General features: G+C 66.7%; 18 protein-coding genes. 9 read left to right on the top strand and 9 right to left on the bottom strand.

Annotated features, from left to right (window positions below):
• Positions 1-293: 293 nt before the first annotated feature.
• Together VD964_RS25765 and VD964_RS25770 are read left to right on the top strand one after the other, a co-directional pair.
• The gene (locus VD964_RS25765; RefSeq protein WP_324871334.1) at positions 294-2264 is read left to right on the top strand and encodes a PAS-domain containing protein; all 1971 of its coding nucleotides are present in this window, start codon (positions 294-296) and stop codon (positions 2262-2264) included.
• A gap of 221 nt (positions 2265-2485) precedes the next feature.
• The gene (locus VD964_RS25770) at positions 2486-2698 is read left to right on the top strand and encodes a hypothetical protein (protein ID WP_324871335.1); all 213 of its coding nucleotides are present in this window, start codon (positions 2486-2488) and stop codon (positions 2696-2698) included.
• A 77-nt stretch (positions 2699-2775) separates the two neighbouring features.
• Here the strand turns inward: VD964_RS25770 and VD964_RS25775 are convergent, their stop codons facing one another.
• Both VD964_RS25775 and VD964_RS25780 read right to left on the bottom strand, forming a co-directional pair.
• Entirely contained in the window at positions 2776-6291 is a 3516-nt protein-coding gene (locus tag VD964_RS25775; protein WP_324871336.1) for an indolepyruvate ferredoxin oxidoreductase family protein, read from the bottom strand.
• 258 nt (positions 6292-6549) lie between these two features.
• Positions 6550-7563 carry a response regulator gene (locus VD964_RS25780; RefSeq protein ID WP_324871337.1) on the bottom strand — a complete coding sequence of 338 codons (1014 nt, stop codon included), beginning with the start codon at positions 7561-7563 and terminating at the stop codon, positions 6550-6552.
• Between the two features lie 365 nt (positions 7564-7928).
• Between VD964_RS25780 and VD964_RS25785 the strand changes: the two genes are divergently transcribed.
• Positions 7929-8489: a hypothetical protein gene (locus tag VD964_RS25785; RefSeq protein ID WP_324871338.1), complete on the top strand. Its 561-nt coding sequence runs from the start codon at positions 7929-7931 to the stop codon at positions 8487-8489.
• A gap of 34 nt (positions 8490-8523) precedes the next feature.
• Here the strand turns inward: VD964_RS25785 and VD964_RS25790 are convergent, their stop codons facing one another.
• Positions 8524-9807, bottom strand: a complete 1284-nt coding sequence (locus VD964_RS25790; protein WP_324871339.1) for a lytic murein transglycosylase — start codon at positions 9805-9807, stop codon at positions 8524-8526.
• Between the two features lie 341 nt (positions 9808-10148).
• Here VD964_RS25790 and VD964_RS25795 point away from each other — a divergent pair, with 341 nt between their 5' ends.
• Both VD964_RS25795 and VD964_RS25800 read left to right on the top strand, forming a co-directional pair.
• A complete protein-coding gene (locus tag VD964_RS25795) occupies positions 10149-11216 on the top strand; it encodes a glycosyltransferase family protein (RefSeq protein WP_324871340.1) in 1068 nt (355 codons plus the stop codon).
• A gap of 61 nt (positions 11217-11277) precedes the next feature.
• Positions 11278-11817: a GNAT family N-acetyltransferase gene (locus VD964_RS25800; RefSeq protein ID WP_324871341.1), complete on the top strand. Its 540-nt coding sequence runs from the start codon at positions 11278-11280 to the stop codon at positions 11815-11817.
• Positions 11818-11855: 38 nt separating this feature from the next.
• Here VD964_RS25800 and VD964_RS25805 read toward each other — a convergent pair whose 3' ends face one another.
• The 3 genes from VD964_RS25805 to VD964_RS25815 all read right to left on the bottom strand — a co-directional run bounded on the left by VD964_RS25805 (position 11856) and on the right by VD964_RS25815 (position 13088).
• On the bottom strand, positions 11856-12071 hold the full coding sequence (locus VD964_RS25805) for a hypothetical protein (RefSeq protein WP_149223443.1): 216 nt from the start codon (positions 12069-12071) through the stop codon (positions 11856-11858).
• 507 nt (positions 12072-12578) lie between these two features.
• The gene (locus VD964_RS25810; protein ID WP_324871342.1) at positions 12579-12827 is read right to left on the bottom strand and encodes a hypothetical protein; all 249 of its coding nucleotides are present in this window, start codon (positions 12825-12827) and stop codon (positions 12579-12581) included.
• A gap of 48 nt (positions 12828-12875) precedes the next feature.
• Complete coding sequence (locus VD964_RS25815) at positions 12876-13088, bottom strand: hypothetical protein (RefSeq protein ID WP_324871343.1); 213 nt, start codon at positions 13086-13088, stop codon at positions 12876-12878.
• On the opposite strand from VD964_RS25815, the gene fumC reads away from it, so the two are divergent.
• The 4 genes from fumC (at position 13087) to VD964_RS25835 (ending at position 15963) form a co-directional block, all read left to right on the top strand.
• Positions 13087-14478, top strand: coding sequence for a class II fumarate hydratase (gene fumC / locus VD964_RS25820; protein WP_324871344.1), 1392 nt, complete (start codon positions 13087-13089; stop codon positions 14476-14478). The two genes, VD964_RS25815 and fumC, sit on opposite strands and share 2 nt — an antisense overlap.
• A gap of 87 nt (positions 14479-14565) precedes the next feature.
• Positions 14566-14781 (top strand): ribbon-helix-helix domain-containing protein, encoded by a 216-nt coding sequence (locus VD964_RS25825; RefSeq protein ID WP_149223447.1) that lies wholly within the window; start codon positions 14566-14568, stop codon positions 14779-14781.
• A gap of 97 nt (positions 14782-14878) precedes the next feature.
• Positions 14879-15595, top strand: coding sequence for a DUF599 domain-containing protein (locus tag VD964_RS25830; protein ID WP_149223448.1), 717 nt, complete (start codon positions 14879-14881; stop codon positions 15593-15595).
• 146 nt (positions 15596-15741) lie between these two features.
• The gene (locus VD964_RS25835; RefSeq protein WP_324871345.1) at positions 15742-15963 is read left to right on the top strand and encodes a hypothetical protein; all 222 of its coding nucleotides are present in this window, start codon (positions 15742-15744) and stop codon (positions 15961-15963) included.
• 70 nt (positions 15964-16033) lie between these two features.
• Here the strand turns inward: VD964_RS25835 and VD964_RS25840 are convergent, their stop codons facing one another.
• From VD964_RS25840 to purE, 3 genes are all read right to left on the bottom strand, one after another.
• Complete coding sequence (locus VD964_RS25840; RefSeq protein ID WP_324871346.1) at positions 16034-17782, bottom strand: sensor domain-containing phosphodiesterase; 1749 nt, start codon at positions 17780-17782, stop codon at positions 16034-16036.
• A gap of 333 nt (positions 17783-18115) precedes the next feature.
• Positions 18116-19240 carry a 5-(carboxyamino)imidazole ribonucleotide synthase gene (locus tag VD964_RS25845; protein WP_324871347.1) on the bottom strand — a complete coding sequence of 375 codons (1125 nt, stop codon included), beginning with the start codon at positions 19238-19240 and terminating at the stop codon, positions 18116-18118.
• Positions 19241-19261: 21 nt separating this feature from the next.
• Positions 19262-19813, bottom strand: a complete 552-nt coding sequence (gene purE / locus VD964_RS25850; protein ID WP_324871348.1) for a 5-(carboxyamino)imidazole ribonucleotide mutase — start codon at positions 19811-19813, stop codon at positions 19262-19264.
• Positions 19814-19958: the final 145 nt, after the last annotated feature.

The following is a 19958-nucleotide window of genomic DNA, read 5'->3' on the forward strand; positions in this document are numbered from 1 at the left end:
CTGGTCGGTGCGGGGAGGGCGGCCAGTCCGGACAAGTGGTCGAAACCTCAGGGTGGTGGGAAGGCGGGCGGCGGCATGGTCACGGCGGCCATGCGGCCGTTTCGATCTTGCACAAACCACACGTGATTCGAAACAGGGTAGTGGGACAAATGTTCCGAAATGCTTAAAATGTCCATTAAATGTCTCGAGGTTGCGACACCCTGACATCGACGAATGCTCGGCAGGACGGGAGTCGGCTGTTACAGTGGCTCGTTCGATTTCGGACCCGCGTAACGACGGATGGCGCGCCGACCTTGCCAGCCCAGATCCCCGATCTTCCGACGAACCTCTCCGTCACCGCCCGGACCATCGGGACGGATCCGTCCATCGGCGACGATCTGTCGGCGCTTGCGCTGGAGCAGATGGATCAGGGCGTGATCCTGGTCGATGCCGACCTCACCGTGAAGGTGATCAACGGCCCGCTCTATGAACTGTTCGGCCTGCCGCGGGGATTTATGCCGGGGGCCGACTATGCGCAAATGGTCCAGTTCCTGGCGCGCAACGGCGAATATGGTCCGGGTGATCCCGAGGCCATCGCTGCCCGCCAGCTGGAACGGGCACTGTGCGCCGATCCTCCCTTATACGAACATCGCCGACCCGACGGCGGGGTGCTGGAGGTTCGGACGCGGCGGACCACCGGCGGAGGTTTCATCCGCACCTATACCGACGTCACCGAGCGGCGCCGGGCGGAGGACGATCTTGCGAAGCAACGCCACCTGCTTCGCCTGACCCTGGAGAATATGGGTCAGGGCATCGTCCTGCTGGACCGCGACCTGCGCTACATCGCCTGGAACGGCCTTGCGCTCGACATACTGGGTGTGTCGGAGGAGGACATGCGCGGCAGGCCGCGTCTGCAGGACGTGATGCGCCACCAGATCGCCGGGCGGCTGGTGCATATGCCGGCCGGCTCCCCCGATTTCGGCGACGATCTTGAGGCCAAGACGGCCTATCTCATGGAGCGGATCGGCCAACCGGCGCGCGAATTCGTTTATGCCCGGCCTCAGGGCGATGGCCGCTTCATCGAAGTGCGGGTGGTGCCGCTTCCCGACGGCGGGCAGGTTCGCACCTTCACCGACATCACCGGCCGGGTCATCGCCGACGAGGCCGTGCGCCAGAGCCGGGAGATCCTGACCGGCGTCATCGACGCTATTCCCGCGCTGATCGACGTGAAGGACCGCGACGGCACCGTCCGGCTGACCAACCGCTTCTACCGCGAGACCTATGGTCCGGCCGAAGTCCCGCCTCCCGGTCCGCCTGCCGACCGTGCCGCCGCGCTGGACCGGCTGGTGGTGGAGAGCGGCCAGGGCGTGCCCTTTCACGAGGACCGTGCGCCCGACGGCGACGGGAGCTTGCGCGACTGGCTGACCACCAAGATGCCGCTGACCGACGAGGGGGGCGAAGTGACCCACATCGTCACCGTGGCGCTGGACATCACCGCCCGCAAGCGCGCCGAGGCCGAGCTGCGCGACGCCCAGGCCAGCCTGATCCAGGCGGAAAAGCTGGCTTCCCTGGCCCAGCTGGTCGCCGGCGTGGCGCATGAGGTGAACACCCCGATCGGCGTCACCCTGACCGCCATCTCCCACCTTGGCGAAGAGGTCGGCCGCATCCGCACCCTGTTCGAGGAGAACCGCATCCGACGCAGCGATTTCCAGGAATTCCTGGACGTTGCATGGGAATCGACGCGGATGATCCTGTCGAACGTGGAGCGCGCCACCGGCCTGATCCAGAGCTTCAAGCAGGTCGCCTCCGACCAGGCGAGCGGCGAGCGCCGTCCCTTCGACCTCGCCACCTACGTCGACGAGGTGCTGCTGAGCCTGCGCCCCCGCCTGCGCCGGACCCGCGTGACGGTGGAATTGGATATCCCTACCGGCCTGATCGTCGACGGCTATCCCGGCGCCTTCGCGCAGGTGCTGTCGAACCTGATCATCAACGCCCTGGTCCATGCCTATGACGAGGGCGAGACGGGCCGCATCCTGCTGTCCGCCCGCGAGCAGCCCGCCGGTTGGATCGAGATGCATTATGCCGACGACGGCAAGGGCATTCCTGCCGACATCCGGTCGCGCATCTTCGAACCCTTCTTCACCACCAAGCGCGGGATGGGCGCCAGCGGCCTCGGCCTCAGCATCTGCGCCAACATCATGACCGGCACCATGCGCGGCAGCATCGCGCTGGAGGACGGCGAGGGGAAGGGGACGCGCTTCGTGCTGCGGTTTCCGGTGGCGTAGGGAAAGCAGTCGGTCGGAGACCGGTATGGCGCCCGCTCGGTCTCTCTCCCCCCGTCAAGGCCACCGGGGCAGGGAACTTCCGAAGAGACTTAAAAGCGAATTGTCAGGTCCCCACCAATTCCTTGCGAATTCGCAATGCCACCCGCCGGTCATCATATTAGCATGTGCTCATATTCGAGGCCCGCTGCCGCTCACGGCGGCACCGCAATGGAGCACACACCATGGCGACCCACACCGACCTGAACGCCCCGGTCTATGAGCAGTTCAACCTCGGCATCTTCCTGATCGGGCTGCTCGCGGCGGCGTTGATGCTGCTGATCCTGCCCATCGGCTTCATCTTCCACCCCACCGTCATCCTTTATGCCGCGTTGCTCGGCACCGCGGTGTATTTCGGCGCGATCTGGATGATGACCGCCGGGGCCAAGCGAGGCTGATATGAAAGACGCCCTCCCCGCGGTTAAACGGGGAGGGCGTCTTCGCCTCACGTCATCTCACCGATCAGTCCGAGCCTTCACTCCGCCGCCAGCGGCTGCGGGGCGGCGACCGGGGCGCGGTAGGCCTCCAGAAGCTGGGCTTCCTTCGCCTTCGCCACTGACACGTTGCGGGCCTTCACCGGGCCGTAGCCGCGCATCTCCATCGGCAGCTTGGCGATCTCCACCGCCAGATCCAGCTTCTCGCGGGTCAGGCTGTGCAGGACCTCGCCCATCACCGCTTCATACTCGGCGATCAGCTGGCGTTCCTGGCGGCGCTCGGCGGTGCGGCCGAACGGGTCGAACCGGGTGCCGCGCAGGCGCTTGCCCTTGGCCAGCAGGCGCAGGGCGTGCAGCATCCACGGGCCGAAGGTCTTCTTCTTCGGCTCGCCCCCATCCTCCCCGGTCTCGCCCATCACCGGCGGGGCCATGTGGAAGGTCAGCTTCCAGTCGCCTTCGAACATGCGCGCCACATTCTCGACGAAGCCGGTGTCGGTGTAGAGCCGCGCCACCTCATACTCGTCCTTGTAGGCCATCAGCTTGAAGTGGGACCGGGCGACCGCCTCGGTCAGCACGGTGGAGCCGGGGACCTTCTGCTGCTCGATCCGGCGGGTCCAATCGACCAGCGCGTGATAGCGGGCGGCGTAGGCCGCGTCCTGGTAATCGACCAGGAAGCGGTGGCGGCGGTCGATCACCTCCTCCAGGCTGCCGGACTGGCGGCGCTGGTCGAGCAGCAGCGATTGCGCGGCCTGCACCGGCTCCTGGGGCTTTGCGGCGGCCTCGACGGATGCCAGATCGACGGCGGCGCGGCGGCCCCACTGGAAGGCGTCGAGGTTCAGCTTCACCGACACGCCGTTCAGTTCGATGGCCTTCAGGATCGAGTCCTCGCTCAGCGGGATCAGGCCCTTCTGCCAGGCATAGCCCATCAGGAACGGGTTGGCGTAGATGCTGTCGCCCAAGAGAGCGGTGGCGAGCTTCGTCGCATCGAAGGCATCGACATTGGCTTCGCCGCAGGCCTTGCGGATGTCGCCGACGAGATCGCGCACCGGGATCACCATGTCCGGCTTCTTGATGAAGTCGGCGGTGATGCTGTCATGGGTGTTGATCACGGCGCGGGTGCGGCCGGCGGTCATCTTCGACAGGCCGTCGCCCGCCGCCGCGACGATCAGGTCGCAGCCCAGCACCGCGTCGGCCCCGCCGGCGGCGATGCGGACGGAGTGGATGTCCTCCGGCGTGTTGGCGATGCGGATATGGCTGGTGACGGCGCCGCCCTTCTGCGCCAGCCCGGTCATGTCGAGAACGCCGACGCCCTTGCCCTCGATATGGGCGGCCATGCCCAGCAACGCGCCGATGGTGACGACGCCGGTGCCGCCGACGCCGGTGACGTAGAGGCCCCACGTCTTATCAAAGGTGGGAAGAGCGGGGGCGGGCAGGGCGGTGGCATCGGCCGATTTCGCGGCGGCCGGCTTCGGCTTGCGCAAGCTTCCGCCTTCCACCGTCACGAAGCTGGGGCAGAAGCCCTTGGTGCAGGAATAGTCCTTGTTGCAGCTGGACTGGTCGATCTGGCGCTTGCGGCCGAACTCGGTCTCCTGCGGGATCACCGAGACGCAGGACGACTTGGCGGAGCAGTCGCCGCAGCCTTCGCAGACCAGTTCGTTGATGACGACGCGCTTTGCCGGGTCCACCATCTTGCCGCGCTTGCGGCGGCGGCGCTTCTCGGTGGCGCAGGTCTGGTCATAGATCAGGACGCTGACGCCGGGGACCTCGCGCATCTCCTTCTGCACGCGGTCGAGGTCGTCGCGGTGCTCGACGTTGCTGTATTGCGGCAGGCCGTTGTTGATGCCGTATTTCTCCGGCTCGTCGGAGACGACCGTGATGCGCTGCACGCCCTCCGCCCGCAGGACACTGGCGATGGACTGCACCGTCAGCGTGCCGTCGAAGGGCTGGCCGCCGGTCATGGCGACCGCGTCGTTGAACAGGATCTTGTAGGTGATGTTCACCTTGGCGGCGATGGCCTGACGGATCGCCAGGATGCCGGAATGGAAATAGGTGCCGTCGCCGAGGTTGGCGAAGATGTGCTTCTCCTCGGTGAAGGCGGCCTGACCGACCCACGGCACGCCTTCGCCGCCCATCTGGGTGAAGGTGTCGGTCGAACGGTCCAGCCACGTCGCCATATAGTGGCAGCCGATGCCGCCGAGCGCGCGGCTGCCCTCCGGCACGACGGTGGAGGTGTTGTGCGGGCAGCCGGAGCAGAAGGTCGGCTTGCGCACCACGCGCGCCACATGGGCCTTCTGCTTCTCCTGCGCGTCGAGGAAGGCGATGCGACGGACGAGGTTCTCGTTGTCGATGAAGCGCTGCAGTCGGCGGCCGATCACCACGGCGATCTGGGCGGGGGTCAGCTCGCCGGCGCTGGGCAGGATCCACTCGCCCTGCTCGTCGAACTTGCCGACAACCTTCGGCCGGACGTCGGGATTCCAGTTGTACAGCTGTTCCTTCAACTGGTTCTCGATGACCGCGCGCTTCTCCTCCACCACGATGATCTCTTCCAGACCCTCGGCGAAGTGGCGGACGCCGTCGCGCTCCAGCGGCCAGGGCATGCCGACCTTGTAGACGGTGATGCCCCAGTCGGCAGCCATCTCCTCGGTGATGCCAAGCTCGTCGAAGGCCTGTCGGACGTCGAGATAGCTCTTGCCGGTGGTGACGATGCCGAAGCGCGGACGCGGGCTTTCCATCACCACCCGGTCCAGCTTGTTGGCACGCGCGAACGCCAGGGCGGCGTACAGCTTGTGCTTCATCAGCCGATATTCCTGCTCCAGCGGCGGGTCGGGCCAGCGGATGTTCAGCCCGCCGGCCGGCATCTCGAATTCGGTGGGGATGACGGGGAAGACACGGTGCGGATCGATGTAAACCGACGCCGAGGTGTCCACCGTCTCCGCAATCGTCTTCATGGCGATCCAGCAACCGGAATAGCGGCTCATCTGCCAGCCGATCAGGCCGTAATCCAGGATCTCCTGCACCCCCGAGGGGTTCAGCACCGGGATCATGGAGTGCATGTAGGCGTGTTCGGACTGATGCGGGAAGGTGGAGGATTTGCAGTTGTGGTCGTCGCCGGTCAGCACCAGCACGCCGCCATGCTTCGACGTGCCGGCGGCATTGGCATGCTTGAACACGTCGCCGGACCGGTCGACGCCGGGGCCCTTGCCGTACCACATGGCGAAGACGCCGTCATATTTGGCGCCCTTGAACATGCCGACCTGCTGGCTGCCCCAGACGGCGGTGGCGCCCAGTTCCTCGTTCACGCCGGGCTGGAACTGGATGTGGTTCTTTTCCAGGAACTTGCGGGCATTCCACAGATTCTGGTCGAAGCCGCCCAACGGCGAACCGCGATAGCCGGAGATGAAGCAGCCGGTGTTCAGCCCGGCAGCAAGGTCGCGCTGGCGCTGCATCATCGGCAGGCGCACCAGCGCCTGGGTGCCGGTGAGATAAACGCGGCCCTGTTCGAGCGCGTACTTGTCTTCGAGCGAGACAGTTGCCAGCGGTACGGTTGAGGCCGCCATTCTTCATTCCCTCCCATCGGTCGGCAGCCTGGCAAAATCCGGTGCGGAGTGCTGGGTCGCCGATTTGTTCGCTGGGCAAAAAGGTAATGAAGGCTGTCTTATATCGCAACGCCTGCTGCCGGCCGTCCTGCAAAAAGCAAGGAACGGCGCGGCAACCGGCGGTATTCCGTAACGGAGCGTATGGAAAGCCCTGCCTTGTGGAATTTCCTGCTCCGCTCCCTCTCGCCCAGACCCTCTCCAGACGATATGGGGGCGGACTCAGCGTCCCGTCAGGGGGGATTTGCCCGGAGGCGTCGGGCTGCCGCCCTCCGGCCAATTGCCGAAGTCGGTCTGGCCGCGGGCGGCCAGGGTGCGGACGCTGGCGCGCAGCGTGCGGATCAGGCACAGCGCCACCGCCATCGACTGCGTGCTGCCGTCGGAGCCCACCAGCCAGCGCAATGCCGCGGCATGAGCCTGCAGGGCGTCGACATAGCCCTCCACGTCCGGTTCCACCCAGGTGACGCAGGTGGACAGCGACGCGACGATCGACGACGCGGCGGAATCGCCGGCCGCAGCCAGCTGCAGGTCGGACAGCGCGTGACGCAGCCGGCTGCCGATGGGGTCGGGGCGGTCGATCGCCGCCTCCAGCTTGTCGATCGCCAGCATCAGCCGGACCCGCTTGGGATCGCTGCTGCGCAATGTTGCGGCACCCACGTCCGGCGGCGTTGCCGCGGGGGGTAGGGGCGTCGGAAGCGGCGGCGGCAATTGCGCCGCTCCCCCCGACGCCGGTCGCAGGGCGGCGGGCTGGGGGGCGGGCGGGGCGGAGCCGTCGGTGCGGCCTTCGTTGCGCGTTTCCGCTCCGCCGGTGCTGCCGCTGTTGCTGCGCGGTGCCGTTTCGCGGCGGTTCAGCACCGCGTCGATGCGACGGGCCAGCGTGGCGGCCGGCACCGGTTTCGCCAGAACGGAATCCGCTCCGGCATCCCAGGCGCTGCGCACGGTGGCGAGGTCGGCATTCGCCGTCAGCACGATGATCGGCATGGCGGGGCGCATGCTGTTTGCGGACTGGCGCACCCACTGGATCAGTTGGGCGCCGCCCACCGGTTCCATGACCCAATCCGTCACCATCAGGTCGAAGACCTCGCGGCGCAGCGCGTCCTTGGCCTCCTGGCCGTTGGCGACCGCGGTGATCTGGCCCACTCCCCAAAGCCCCAGCATGTCCTTCAACGCCCGCTGAAGCAGCGGATTGTCGTCGACAATCAGGATTTTGATGGGAGAGGCGGGGCGCTTCGTCATGGAGCGGTTCCAATGATGCGGCTGTGTCTTCCCCATATCCGCCTCGCCGGACCCGATTTCATGGAGGGGGACGGGTAACCGACCAATGAGACGTCGCCTGCACCCTTCGGCAGCCGGGGTTATCCCTGCCGTCCTTCGAAAGGGTTGGGTCACTGTGCGGGCACCCCTTTCGATGCCGGTCTCTCCCGGTCGTCATTTATATGAGAATACTCTGATGGGAATGGACGGGCCGCCGAACCGCTCCTATGATCCGGGTTCCTGGTCGTTTGTGAAAGGGCGGTACGATGGACGGCGGATGCTGTGGCGGTTCCTGTGGCGGCGGATCTCCCCGGCCGACAGGCGGGGCGGGCGACCTGAAGCACACCATGCGGATGTCGATGGTGGTGCATGGGCTGCTCGGCGCCCTGCTGCTTGCCACCGCCGATGCGACGCAGGCGGTTTCCCTGTGGGCGGCGGGACTGCTGGTGCTGAACCATGCGGCGACCAATGGGGTGGCGCTGGCCGGCATGGGCCATGCGCCGGAATGGCGTGCACGGCTGTCGGCCGTGCAGGGAGCGGCGTTGGCGGCTGCCGCGGTGGCGCTGGTGGTCGTGGCCGGACGCAGCATCGCCGGCATGGCGTTGCCCGACGTACCGCTCGCCAGCCTTGCCCTGCTGTTTGCCATCGGCGTGACGGTGACGGCCGCGACCCTGCTGTTCGCCGGCCGGAGCGGCACGCTGACCCTGCGGGCGATCTGGCTGTGTGCGCGCAAGGATGTAATGCCGTTGGCCGCCGGGCTGGTGGGGCTGGCGGCGAGTTGGCTTCTGCTGGACGGTGCGCCCGACGCGCTGGTCGGCGCCGGCGTGGCGGCGATGCTGCTGCCGACGGCGTGGGGACTGGTGCGTGGCGGGATGGTGGGTGCGGGTGGTTCCGTCCGGATGCGTTAGACCCCCACCCACCGCCCCCACCCACCGCCCCCACTCAAGACCGCTGCCGCAACCGCTCCAGCAGGGCCTTGGTCGCGAAGCCGTCCGGGATCTCCCCGATCGACGCCTGGAAGCGGCGCACCGCGTTGCGCGTGTTCGCTCCCACGATGCCGTCCGCCGCGCCCGGTTCCATGCCCAGCGACGCCAGCCGCTGTTGCAGGTCGATGCGCTCGTCCCGGCTCAGCGCCTGTTCCTCGCGCGGCCAGCCGCCCTGGACGCCGGGCTTGCCGGTCATGCGGTCGGCCAACAGGGCGACGGCCAGCGAATAGCTGGTCGACGGGTTATAGCGCATGATCGCGCGGAAATTGTCGCGCACCAGGAAGGCCGGGCCGCGATGGCCGGCCAGCACCAGGATCGCCGCCGGAGCGTCGCCCGCCAACTCGGTGCCGTCCAGCGGCACCACGCCCAGCCGGCGCCATTCCGACAGCGGCTTGGTGATGCTCAACTCGGCCTGGTCGTAAGGGAAGCCGTCCGGAAGCCGCACCTCCTGGCCCCAGGACTCGCCCTGCTTCCAGCCATTGGCGAGAACGAATTTGGCGGTGGAGGCCAGCACGTCCGGCATGCTTCCCCAGATGTCGCGGTGACCGTCGCCGTCCTCGTCCACCGCGTTGCGCAGGAAGACGGTCGGCATGAACTGGGTCTGGCCCATGGCCCCGGCCCAGGAGCCGGTCATCCGCTCCGGCGCGATGTCGCCGGAATCGAGGATGCGCAACGCCGCAAGCAGTTCCGAACGGAAATAGGCGGCGCGGCGGCCTTCGAAGGCCAGCGTCGTCAGCGCGTCGATGACGGAGAAGTTGCCGGTCGACTTGCCGAAATCGGACTCCACGCCCCAGAAGGCGACCAGGATTTCCCCCGGAACGCCGGTGCGGCGGGTGATGCGGGAAAGCAACGCCGCATGCTCCTGCAACCTCCGTCGGCCGTCCTGGACGCGCTTTTCATTCACGGCGCTGTCCAGATACTGCCACACTTGCCGGGTGAATTCGGGCTGGGACGAATCGAGCTCCACGACGCGGTCGGACAGCTTCACACGCTGGAAGGCGCGGTCGAAGGTCTGCGGACGAATGCCTTGCGACAGCGCTTCGGCGCGCAACGCCGCCAGCCATTCGGCGAAGGAGACGGACTGCTGGACGGTGGCCTGCGCCTGGACGGCGGAGGGTGCCGAGGCTCCGGTGGCGGCCGGGCCGCCCGCAACCGGGGCGGTGGCGCCGGTGCTCTGGCATCCGGCCATCAGCAGGGTGGCGAGAAGGAGGCGGGCGGGATGACGGAACGGAAGTCGCATGCGCTCGACCGTGATCGGAAGGGAAAGGCGGAGCGTGACCCTAGGACGGCCGGCCCCGCCGCTCAACCGCCAATTCACCGTCACCAGGGACGATGCCGCGGTTTGCATCCCAGCCGGTCCGCGGGCGTGCTTGCACGGGGAGCGGCGCGGTCCATATCTCTTTTCGTACCCATAGCTTCGCGGCCCTCGCCCGGCGGGTCTTCGTCCTTAGGGACCGCTTTCGCGTTGGGAAGCGGTACCCGGAGCACATGCCGGAACCCGCCCCGATCAGTCGCGTTGATTAGCTGCCGCTTCAATGAAGGGGCCGCCTTCTGCCACGGAACGCCAAAGGTGCCGACGCCATGAAAATCGTGATCTTCGGCTTGACCAACGGGTATCGCCACGACGGCGGCCACATGGTGCGGTGGCGAGCGCTGATCCAGGCGCTGGCGATCCGCGGCCATCGCGTGGTCGCGGTCGAACGCGCCGGCCCCGACGCGGCGACGACCTGGACCATCCCCGGCGGCGACGTCCTGTCCTATGCCGATTGGGATGCCGTGGCGGTGGACGCGGCGGCGCAGGCCGACGATGCCGGCGTGGCGCTGGTGGTGGCGCACGGGCCGGATGCCCGCGCCGCGGCCAACCTCGTCCGCAACTCGAAGGCCGTGCGCCGTGCGCTCTACGATCCGGAGGCTCCGGTCAGCCTGACGGCGCTGGAGGCTGGGGAGACCGTGGACCATCTGCCGGCGGACGGGCTGGGCGGCTTCGACATGGTCCTCGCCTCCTGCGGCGGGCCGGCGCTGGAGCGTTATCGGGCCAAGGCGGGTGCGGAGGCGGTGGCGCCGCTCTATCCCTGGATCGTGCCGGAGGCGGACAAGCCCGGCGACTTCAAGCGGGAATATCTGGGCGACCTCTGCTGCATCGTCGCCGGTCCCGACGGCATTCGCGAGGGGCTGGGGAACTTCTTCATCGATCCGGCGCAACGGCTGACCCGGCGCCGCTTCGTGCTGGTGGGCACCGATCTGCCGGATGGGGTGCCGCGCGCCTCCAACGTCTTGACCTTTCCGGACCTCGACCCGGCCGAGCACGCCGATGTCCTGGCTTCCGCCAGCCTGGCGCTGACGCTGGCACGCGATGACGAGCGCAGGATCGGCTGGTGCCCGTCCGACCGGCTGTTCCTGGCCGCTGCCTGCGGTGCCGCGATCGTCGCCGACCAGTGGGAGGGGCTGGACAGCTTTTTCGAGCCCGGCCGGGAGATCCTGGTCGCCGCCCAGACCGACGACGTGACCACGGCGATGATGCTGCCGCGCAACCACCTGACCGACCTGGGCCGGCGGGCACGCAAGCGGGTGCTGGCCGAACACAGCGCCGAACGGCGGGTGCAGGAACTGCGCAGCATACTGGACCTGAAGGGCGGCGGCGACGACTGACCTGCCCGGCCGCGGCCACGGAGCAGCAGCTATGAGGATGCGGAAAGACGGGGAGCGGGCTATGGTCCGCTCCCTTTCTTTCTGCCAACCGGAGAACCTGCCGCCGATGCCGACCGTCACCATCCGCCCCGCCGTCGAGGCCGATTGCGCCACCATCCTGCGGTTCGTCCGTGAACTGGCCGAGTTCGAGCGCGAGGCCGACGCGGTCAAGGCCACGGAGGAGGATTTCCGCCGGGACGGCTGGGGAGAACAGCCGGTGTTCGAGGCGCTGATCGCCGAACTGGACGGTGCGCCGGTCGGGTTTGCCCTGACCTTCCGGAATTTCTCCACCTGGGAAGGGCGGCCCGGCCTGTATGTCGAGGACCTCTACGTCACGCCGGATGCCCGCCGCTATGGCGTCGGCCGCAAGCTGTTGGCCGCGGTGGCCCAACGCGCGGTGGAGCGCGGCTACCGTCGTGTGGATCTGAGTGTCCTGGACTGGAACCCGGCGCGTGGCTTCTACGACCGGGTGGGCTTCCGCCAGATGAAGGAATGGCTTCCCTACCGGCTGACCGGCGACGCGCTGTCGGCGCTGGCGGCAGAAGGGGACGCTGAGGCCTGACCGTCCAGACGGGACGGGCCGTCCGGAATGACCAGGGATCAGGCGGCGCGGTTCAGTGCGGACGCGCCGATGATCTCGGCATAGTCGGCGCGTTCATTGCGCAGGTTGGACAGAAGATCGACAAGACTGTCGCGGACGAACGCATCGTCCTGTTCCACGATGGTGTCTTGGGTCAACCGAATGAACTGGTCGAGAAGCGCGATGTGAGCCGCAGAGGATGCGTTGATCTTCTTCGAGTTGACGGCGCCGATCATGTAAATCTCCCTTGGCCTGAGCGTTCCCGATGGACTTATTAAGCCGTCGGGCCGGTTAAGGACTTCCTAACAGGGCTATGCTGCAGGTCGTATCTTCGGGGGTACTTCCGATCTTTGGTAATGGTACTATGACCACTCCAATGAGGTACCCCATAAGCCTAATGCGATGGCCCGAAACCTGCGGCTTTGTATCCCTATCGGATGTCCCGGCGCGTGCCGTGTTCCATGACAACACGCAACGCTATGTCCAGTTTCTCAGAGCGCCCGGGGAATTGGTGGGAGAGACTACCGAAGGGTGCATTCCTTGCAACCCATTGGGTTAGGTACAAACCCCTGAAAATGTTGACGCTTCTTCCGGCGGCGACATCATTGGACGGTCGTGACCCGGTCGTGCACAGGTTGGCCGAGCCATTTTCCGACTGCGGACGGTTCCAATATTCCGCAGTCGGATCAATGGGTAAGCAGGCTTTTTCTAGCGGCGGAACTGCTGTCGGGAAACGACCGGCCTCAGGCGGCGCGCCGTGCATCCATCCGGTCGCGGGCGTCGGCGCGCTCCAGCGCACGGGCGACAAGATCGTCGAACAATCCGCCGATCGGCGCGTCGAGCACCGCCGTCCGGCTGGCGAGCATCGGTCCTTCCATCAGGATCGATCCTTCCTCCCCCGGGCCGAGAACGCGCCAGCCGCGGCTCTTCATCTCCGCAACGCGCGTCCGGGCAATGAACGCGCGGACATGGTCCGGTGCAAGATCGTCCATTCCGTCCCCCATTCGCTTTGATGGCCGACGTCACGCCGGCCTCTCGGTTCACCAGGAAAGCGTACGGAAGAAACGCGAACGCAACAAGAACAAATTCGGGGAAATAGCGAGGATTTCTGCCGAGTCGCTCACGCTCATGCTTGCTATGCCCTCGGCGTCCCTTGCCGTCGGGGCCATCGCCTCAAAGATCAGGCGGGGCGGCGGCGATTGCAACCCGTCCCACCCGTGACCAAAAGCGGCGATCAGGAAAGGTCCAGCCATGAGCGGCGTCCGCACCGAAACCGACAGCTTCGGCCCCATCGAAGTTCCGGCCGACCGTTACTGGGGCGCGCAGACCCAGCGCTCCCTCCAGAATTTCCGCATCGGCGGGGAGCGCATGCCGGCCCCGCTGGTCCGCGCGCTGGGCATCCAGAAGCGTGCCGCGGCGGCGGCCAACATGAAGCTGGGCGTTCTCGACCCGAATCTGGGTGCGGCCATCATGGCCGCGGCCGACGAGGTGATCGACGGCCGGCTGGCCGATCACTTCCCGCTGGTGGTCTGGCAGACCGGCTCCGGCACCCAGACCAACATGAACGCCAACGAGGTGATCGCCAATCGCGCCATCGAGCAACTCGGCGGCACCATGGGGTCGAAGACGCCGATCCACCCCAACGATCACGTCAACATGGGGCAGTCGTCCAACGACAGCTTCCCCACCGCCATGCACATCGCAGCCGCCGACGAGATCGTCCGCAGCCTGATCCCGGCACTGGAGCATCTGCGCACCGCGCTGGACGCCAAGGCCGACGCCTTCCAGGATATCGTCAAGATCGGCCGCACCCATCTGCAGGATGCCACCCCGCTGACGCTGGGGCAGGAATTCTCCGGCTATGCGGCGCAGGTGTCCTACGGCATCGGCCGGGTGAAGGGATCGCTGCCGCAGCTCTACCGGCTGGCCCAGGGCGGTACGGCGGTCGGCACCGGGCTGAACGCCAAGCCGGGCTTCGCCGAGGCCTTCGCGGAGGAGGTCGCGGCCTTCACCGGCCTTCCCTTCGTCACGGCGGAAAACAAGTTCGAGGCACTGGCGACGCATGACTCGCTGGTCGACGTTCACGGACACCTGAACACGCTGGCCGTGTCGCTGATGAAGATCGCCAACGACATCCGGTTGCTTGGCTCCGGCCCGCGGTCGGGCATCGGCGAGCTTTCCCTGCCGGAGAACGAGCCTGGCTCCTCCATCATGCCCGGCAAGGTCAACCCGACCCAGTCGGAAGCGATGACCATGGTCTGCGCCCAGGTGATGGGCAACCACACCACGGTCACCGTGGCCGGCGCCACCGGCCATTTCGAGCTGAACGTGTTCAAGCCGGTGATCGCCTACAACGTCCTGCAATCGATCCGCCTGCTGACCGACGCGGCGATGAGCTTCACCGACAACTGCGTCATCGGGATCGAAGCAAACCGCGACCGGATCGCCAAGCTGGTGTCCGACAGCCTGATGCTGGTGACTGCGCTGAACCCGCATATCGGCTATGACGCCGCGGCGAAGATCGCCAAGAAGGCCCACAAGGAAGGGACAAGCCTAAAGGAGGCCGGACGGGAACTCGGACTCCTGACGGATGAGCAATTCGATCAATGGGTTCGCCCCGAACGGATGGTTGGTCCCGGCTAAGCTTGGGGTTAGGGTGGGGGTGTCCATCCCGGCCGTTCCGGCCTTCCTCTGACCACCCCCATCCTGCAAACCGATGCGTGCGTGACCATGAAGAAGCGTTCGGTACTGATTGCCGGCCATCCCACAAGCGTTTCCCTCGAAGAAGAATTTTGGGACGCCCTGAAGTCGGTGGCGCAGGCGCGCGGCCTGTCGGTGAATGCCCTGATCGAGGAAATCGACCAGACGCGCACCGGCAACCTGTCCAGCGCCATCCGCGTCCATGTGTTGAAAGCGGTGCAGGGGCGTGGGCCGGGGGAGGGATGACGCAGGCGCCAAGATGCCCTGCATCCTCCAATGGACACCCGCCCGCGGCGGGCGTACACGGTGCGGGCTTTCCGCCACCTGACGCGATGCCGCCACCATGCCGCCCGATGCCTCCACGCTCGACATCATCGCCTTCGTCTGGTTCGTCGGCTCCTGGGTCGGCTTCACCGTCATCCAGGATCATCTGCTGTCCGGCCGAAACGTGGTCAACCAGCATCTGAAGATCGTGCGCCGTCACTGGATCGAGCGGATGCTGGAACGCGAGAATCGCATCATGGATTCGCAGCTGGTCGGCCACACCATGCACAGCTGCACCTTCTTCGCCTCCACCAACATGCTGGTGCTGGCCGGCCTGATCGGGTCCTTCGGTGCGGCGGAGCGGGCGCAGCAGCTGGTGTCCAACCTGTCCTTCACCGTCCAGACCTCGCATCAGCTGTTCGAGATCAAGATGCTGCTGATGGTGGTGATCTTCACCTTCGGCTTCTTCAAGTTCACCTGGGCGCTGCGCCAGTACAATTACTGCTGTGCCCTGATCGGTTCGGCCCCGATGCCGCCGGTTCGCCCCGAGGACCGCAAGGCCATTGCCGAGACCATCGGCGAGGCGCTGACCCTGGCCATCACCGCGCTGAACGGCGGCATGCGCGCCTATTACTTCGCGCTGGCGGCGCTCGCCTGGATCATCGGTCCGATTCCCCTGATCGCGGCCAGCAGCGGCGTCATTCTGGTTCTTACCCGCCGTCAGGCATTTTCCGCCACGGAGAAGGTGATCCGCATCCAAACCGACTGGTTGAAGAGAAATGATTCAATCAATTAAGAATAACAAATAAAATGCTATTCTGTTTTATCGTCGTGCGACCAAATATCCTCTACCTGATGGCGAGTTGCGGTGGTTAGTGTTACCGCCATGTGACGGATCGCGCCGCGAATGCCGGGGCGGTAAAGAGGAAGATGAGGGCGACGATGGACGCCAACACCGCGATGAGCATCATGGAATCGCTGGACCAGGCGGAGGATCTGCTGCGCCGCATGCGGCTGCGCGATGGCTATGCCGGCAACGATATGCTCGCCCGCAACCGTGAACTTCTGGACGCCGCCCGCCGCCGTCTCGAACAGGTCCACAGCATCGCGGGAATGGACGCCCTGGACAATTGCCCCAACTGTCGGGTTCCGCTGCCTGCCTGAGAGGCCGCTTGGCCAGCCGGCGCAGCCAGCGGAGGACACCACCGGCGGTCATCGTCAGCGACTGCTGGTGTCACCCTTTCAGCAGAATCTTTCCGCCGCTGCGCACCCGGGACCAATCCTTGGCAAAATAAGCGAAGTCGCGGGATGGCCGGCTGAACAGAAAACCCTGGGCCAGCGACACGCCGAGGTCGGTCAGCAAGCCTGCATGCACCGGTTCCTCCACCTGCTCGCCGATCAGTTCCAATCCCAGTTGGCGGCAGACGTCCACCATGGAGCGCAGCATCGCCATGTCGCGCGGGCTGTTGACCGCGCCGCGGACGAACTTGCCGTCGATCTTGGCATAGTCGGCCTGGATGCCGTAGAGCGACTGGAAGCTGGTCGATCCCGCCCCGACATCGTCCAGGCAGATGCGGAACCCAACCTGGCGCAACTTCTGCAAAACGTCGTTGAGCTTGGCGATGTCGGTGACGACCACGGTTTCCGTAACCTCGATCAGCAGTTTGGCGGCCAGATCGCCATAAGGGGCGACGACCGACTGGAACTGCTTGAGGAAGATCGGGCTCATCAGCGTCTTGGCCGACAGGTTGATCGCCACGTCCGGCAGCTTCGGTTCCTTGCGGAACTCCTTCAGCGTGTCGAGCACCGTCTGGGTCAGCAGCAGGTCGAAATCATAGATCAGCCCGACATCCTCGGCGAAGGTGATGAAGTCGGCCGGAGAACTCGTTCCCTCCACGCGGGTCAGCGCCTCCAGGTGGTGAACGGCGCCGGTGGCGATATCGACGATGGGCTGATAGACGACGATGAAATCGCGGTTGTCGATGGTGGCGCGCAGTTGTCCGATCCGTTCCACCGCACCCGCCATCAGGCGGTTGGCCCCGTCCTCCAAGCTGGAGATGGTGAACTCCCCGCCCTGGGCGGAGGCGAAGGCCTGGACGGTATAGACCAGGGCGCGGGCGGCATCGGCGGGGTCCAGCCGGTCGTCGGCCATGTCCAGGGTCCAGGACCGGATGCCGCCGGGCAGGGCACCCCCCGCCGCCTCGATGAGCTGGGCGATGTGTCCCTGCACCTCGTGCCCGTCGATGTCCGCGGCATGGACGATGCCATAGCGGTCGCTGCCCAATTGGCCTGCGCTGTCCCCATCGGCGGAAATGCCGCGCAGATAGGCGTCGATGCCGTCGCGCACCTCGGCCGCCGCCCCTTCCGGCATGGCGTCGACCATCGCCTGCAGCCCTTCGACCAGCAGCAGCGTCAGTCCCTGGTCCACCCCCTTCTCGCGGGCTGCGAGGAGCCGCTCCTCGAGGATGCCGGCGAAGCCGGTCTGGTCGAGCAGTTCACCCTGCACCGGAGGTCCTGCGGAGCCGGTTCGCGGCGGTACGGTCAGCAGTATGGTCAGGAACAGCGACCCCGGACAGGAATCGAGCCGGCAGCCGCCCAGGAGGGCCGGAAACTGCTGCCCGTCGAAGGCCTGGAACAGAACGCGCGACGGCTTGATCCGCGCCTTGTCCCGGATGCGCTCGAACAGGACATGGACGTATTTGCGGTCGCCAGGGGCCACAACCTCCATCAGGTTGGAGCCCACCAGCCCACCAACCTCACCCTTGGTCAGGCGGCAGCGGGCGCCGGCGGAAAACAGGATGTTGCCTTGAGCATCCGTCTCGATCAGCAGATCGGCGGCGGCGAAGGCAAAGCCGACGAAACGGTCCCGGTCGCGGCTGGACTGAGTCCGGCGCGGTCCAAGCGGACCGGCCACCGGGGTCACGACCGGGCCGATCACCGGAGTGGAGCGTCGTGCATTGTCCTGCGCCAGGGGCATCGTCATGCGGCTACAAACTATATCAAAGTTTAGAGAGTTTCGGCGGGAATGTGACGTAGAGTAACCAATGTTGACATAGGTTAAAAGCCCGCCGGTGGCGGATGACCTTCGGCACATGGATACGCGACAATTTGTGACAGCTCTGCCGCGATCATGAGTAAACCGGTATGGCCACTCACCCTTCATTTAAAAGGGGGAGTTGTCTCCTGCGCAGATGCGGGCATTCATTCCGGCCATGCAACAAACGGGCGGGGGAGGCGGAGGAACGCCGCAGGGCAAAAGAAAAAGCCCCGCACGCCATGGAGTTGCGGGGCTTTGCTCAATCCGGTGAAAGGAACGTCAGCGGCGCGGGAACAGCCGGTTGACATGGCCCATCTTGCGGCCGGGCCGCGCTTCCGCCTTGCCGTACAGGTGCAGGCGGGCGCCGGGTTCGGCCAGCAGTTCCGGCCAGCGCAGCACGTCGTCGCCGATCAGGTTGGTCATCTCGGCATCGGCGACGCGCTCCACCGACCCCAGCGGCAGGCCACAGACCGCGCGCACCAACTGCTCGAACTGGCAGGCGGCGCAGGCATCCATGGTCCAGTGGCCGGAATTGTGCGGGCGCGGCGCCATTTCGTTGACCAGGACGCCACCGTCCGCGGTGACGAACATCTCCACCGCCAGGACGCCGACGAGATCCAGTGCTTCGGCGATGCGCCGGGCTATGCGGTCCGTTTCCGCCGCCGTCGCCGCAGAAACCTTGTCGGATGAGGCGGGGGCGATGGTGACGTCGAGAATGCCGTCCTTGTGCCGGTTCTCCACTGCCGGATAAGCGACCATCGCGCCGTCGGCACCGCGGGCGACGATCACCGACACCTCGCAGGCGAAGGTGACGAAGCCCTCGACGATGCCCTCGACGCCGGGCTTTCCGCCGCCGATGGCGTTCCAGGCTGCTGCCGGGTCGCTGCCGGCTTCGAGCCGCGCCTGCCCCTTCCCGTCATAACCGAGGCGGGTGGATTTCAGGACGCAACGCGGGCCGATCTCCGCCACCGCACGGGCGACCTCGTCGGCGCCGTTCGCGGCGCGCCAGGGCGCCGTCGCGATGCCCAGCCGGTTGACGAAGCTCTTCTCCGCGATGCGGTCCTGCGCCACCGACAGCACGTTGGGGCCGGGATGCAGGTTGGTGAAGCGGCGCAGATGCTCCGCCGTCGCCACCGGGACGTTCTCCCACTCCAGCGTCACCACGTCGACGGAGCGGGCAAAGCGTTCCAGCGCGTCCAGGTCGTCCCAATCGGCGACGGTCGCCGCGGCGCTGACCTGCGCCGCCGGGCTTTCCGCCGCATCGGGGGCATAGACATGGGTCTTGTAGCCCAGCCGGGCCGCGGCCAACGCCGTCATCCGGCCGAGCTGCCCGGCACCCAGCATGCCGATGGTGGAACCGGGGGCGAGACGGGGCAGGGCGGTGCCCTTCGGATTGCCGGTCATGGCGGTAGGGCCTTCTCGCTGTCAGGTCGGGTCGTCGACGGGCGCGTCGGCCACCGCCGCGGTCTGGCGCGCGCGCCAGCCGTCAAGCGCCTCGGCCACCGCCGGATCCATCAGGGCGATGACCGAGCCGGCCAGCAGGGCGGCGTTGATGGCGCCGGCCTTGCCGATGGCCAGCGTGCCGACCGGGACGCCGCCCGGCATCTGGACGATGGACAGCAGGCTGTCCATGCCCTTCAGCGCGTGGCTTTCCACCGGAACGCCGAAGACCGGCAGCGGCGTCATCGACGCGGCCATGCCCGGCAGGTGGGCGGCGCCGCCGGCCCCGGCGATCACCACCTTCAGCCCGCGCATCTTGGCGGTGGTGGCGTACTCGACCAGCCGATGGGGCGTGCGGTGGGCGGAAACGATGCGGACCTCGTGCGGGATCCCCAGCGCGGCGAGGGTGTCGGCGGCGTGTTTCATGGTGGTCCAGTCCGACTGGCTGCCCATGATGATGCCGACCAGCGGCTGAACGCCTTCGGCCGCGATGTCGTTGGCCGGAACGGCGCTGTTCGGGGAGTGTTCGGCGGACACGGCGTTGCGCTTTCCTCAAGGTCCGGAAAGCGGCGCATTATAGGTGGAGTCGGGCCGCTGTCCAGAGCCGGCGCCGGCCCGCGGCCGGTCGCGTGGCGAATCCATCCCCTCCGCTGCGACATCCCGGCCCTTCCGGTGGAACATG

Origin of the sequence: Azospirillum sp., assembly GCF_035628975.1 — a bacterium.
GTDB lineage: Bacteria > Pseudomonadota > Alphaproteobacteria > Azospirillales > Azospirillaceae > Azospirillum.

Coding starts and splice junctions, on each gene's coding strand:
- VD964_RS25770 (WP_324871335.1), top strand. CDS start 2,486: ATGGCGACCCACACCGACCTGAACGCCCCGGTCTATGAGCAGTTCAAC.
- VD964_RS25775 (WP_324871336.1), bottom strand. CDS start 6,291: ATGGCGGCCTCAACCGTACCGCTGGCAACTGTCTCGCTCGAAGACAAG.
- VD964_RS25780 (WP_324871337.1), bottom strand. CDS start 7,563: ATGACGAAGCGCCCCGCCTCTCCCATCAAAATCCTGATTGTCGACGAC.
- VD964_RS25785 (WP_324871338.1), top strand. CDS start 7,929: ATGCGGATGTCGATGGTGGTGCATGGGCTGCTCGGCGCCCTGCTGCTT.
- VD964_RS25790 (WP_324871339.1), bottom strand. CDS start 9,807: ATGCGACTTCCGTTCCGTCATCCCGCCCGCCTCCTTCTCGCCACCCTG.
- VD964_RS25795 (WP_324871340.1), top strand. CDS start 10,149: ATGAAAATCGTGATCTTCGGCTTGACCAACGGGTATCGCCACGACGGC.
- VD964_RS25800 (WP_324871341.1), top strand. CDS start 11,278: ATGGTCCGCTCCCTTTCTTTCTGCCAACCGGAGAACCTGCCGCCGATG.
- VD964_RS25805 (WP_149223443.1), bottom strand. CDS start 12,071: ATGATCGGCGCCGTCAACTCGAAGAAGATCAACGCATCCTCTGCGGCT.
- VD964_RS25810 (WP_324871342.1), bottom strand. CDS start 12,827: ATGGACGATCTTGCACCGGACCATGTCCGCGCGTTCATTGCCCGGACG.
- fumC (WP_324871344.1), top strand. CDS start 13,087: ATGAGCGGCGTCCGCACCGAAACCGACAGCTTCGGCCCCATCGAAGTT.
- VD964_RS25815 (WP_324871343.1), bottom strand. CDS start 13,088: ATGGCTGGACCTTTCCTGATCGCCGCTTTTGGTCACGGGTGGGACGGG.
- VD964_RS25825 (WP_149223447.1), top strand. CDS start 14,566: ATGAAGAAGCGTTCGGTACTGATTGCCGGCCATCCCACAAGCGTTTCC.
- VD964_RS25830 (WP_149223448.1), top strand. CDS start 14,879: ATGCCGCCCGATGCCTCCACGCTCGACATCATCGCCTTCGTCTGGTTC.
- VD964_RS25835 (WP_324871345.1), top strand. CDS start 15,742: ATGGACGCCAACACCGCGATGAGCATCATGGAATCGCTGGACCAGGCG.
- VD964_RS25840 (WP_324871346.1), bottom strand. CDS start 17,782: ATGACGATGCCCCTGGCGCAGGACAATGCACGACGCTCCACTCCGGTG.
- VD964_RS25845 (WP_324871347.1), bottom strand. CDS start 19,240: ATGACCGGCAATCCGAAGGGCACCGCCCTGCCCCGTCTCGCCCCCGGT.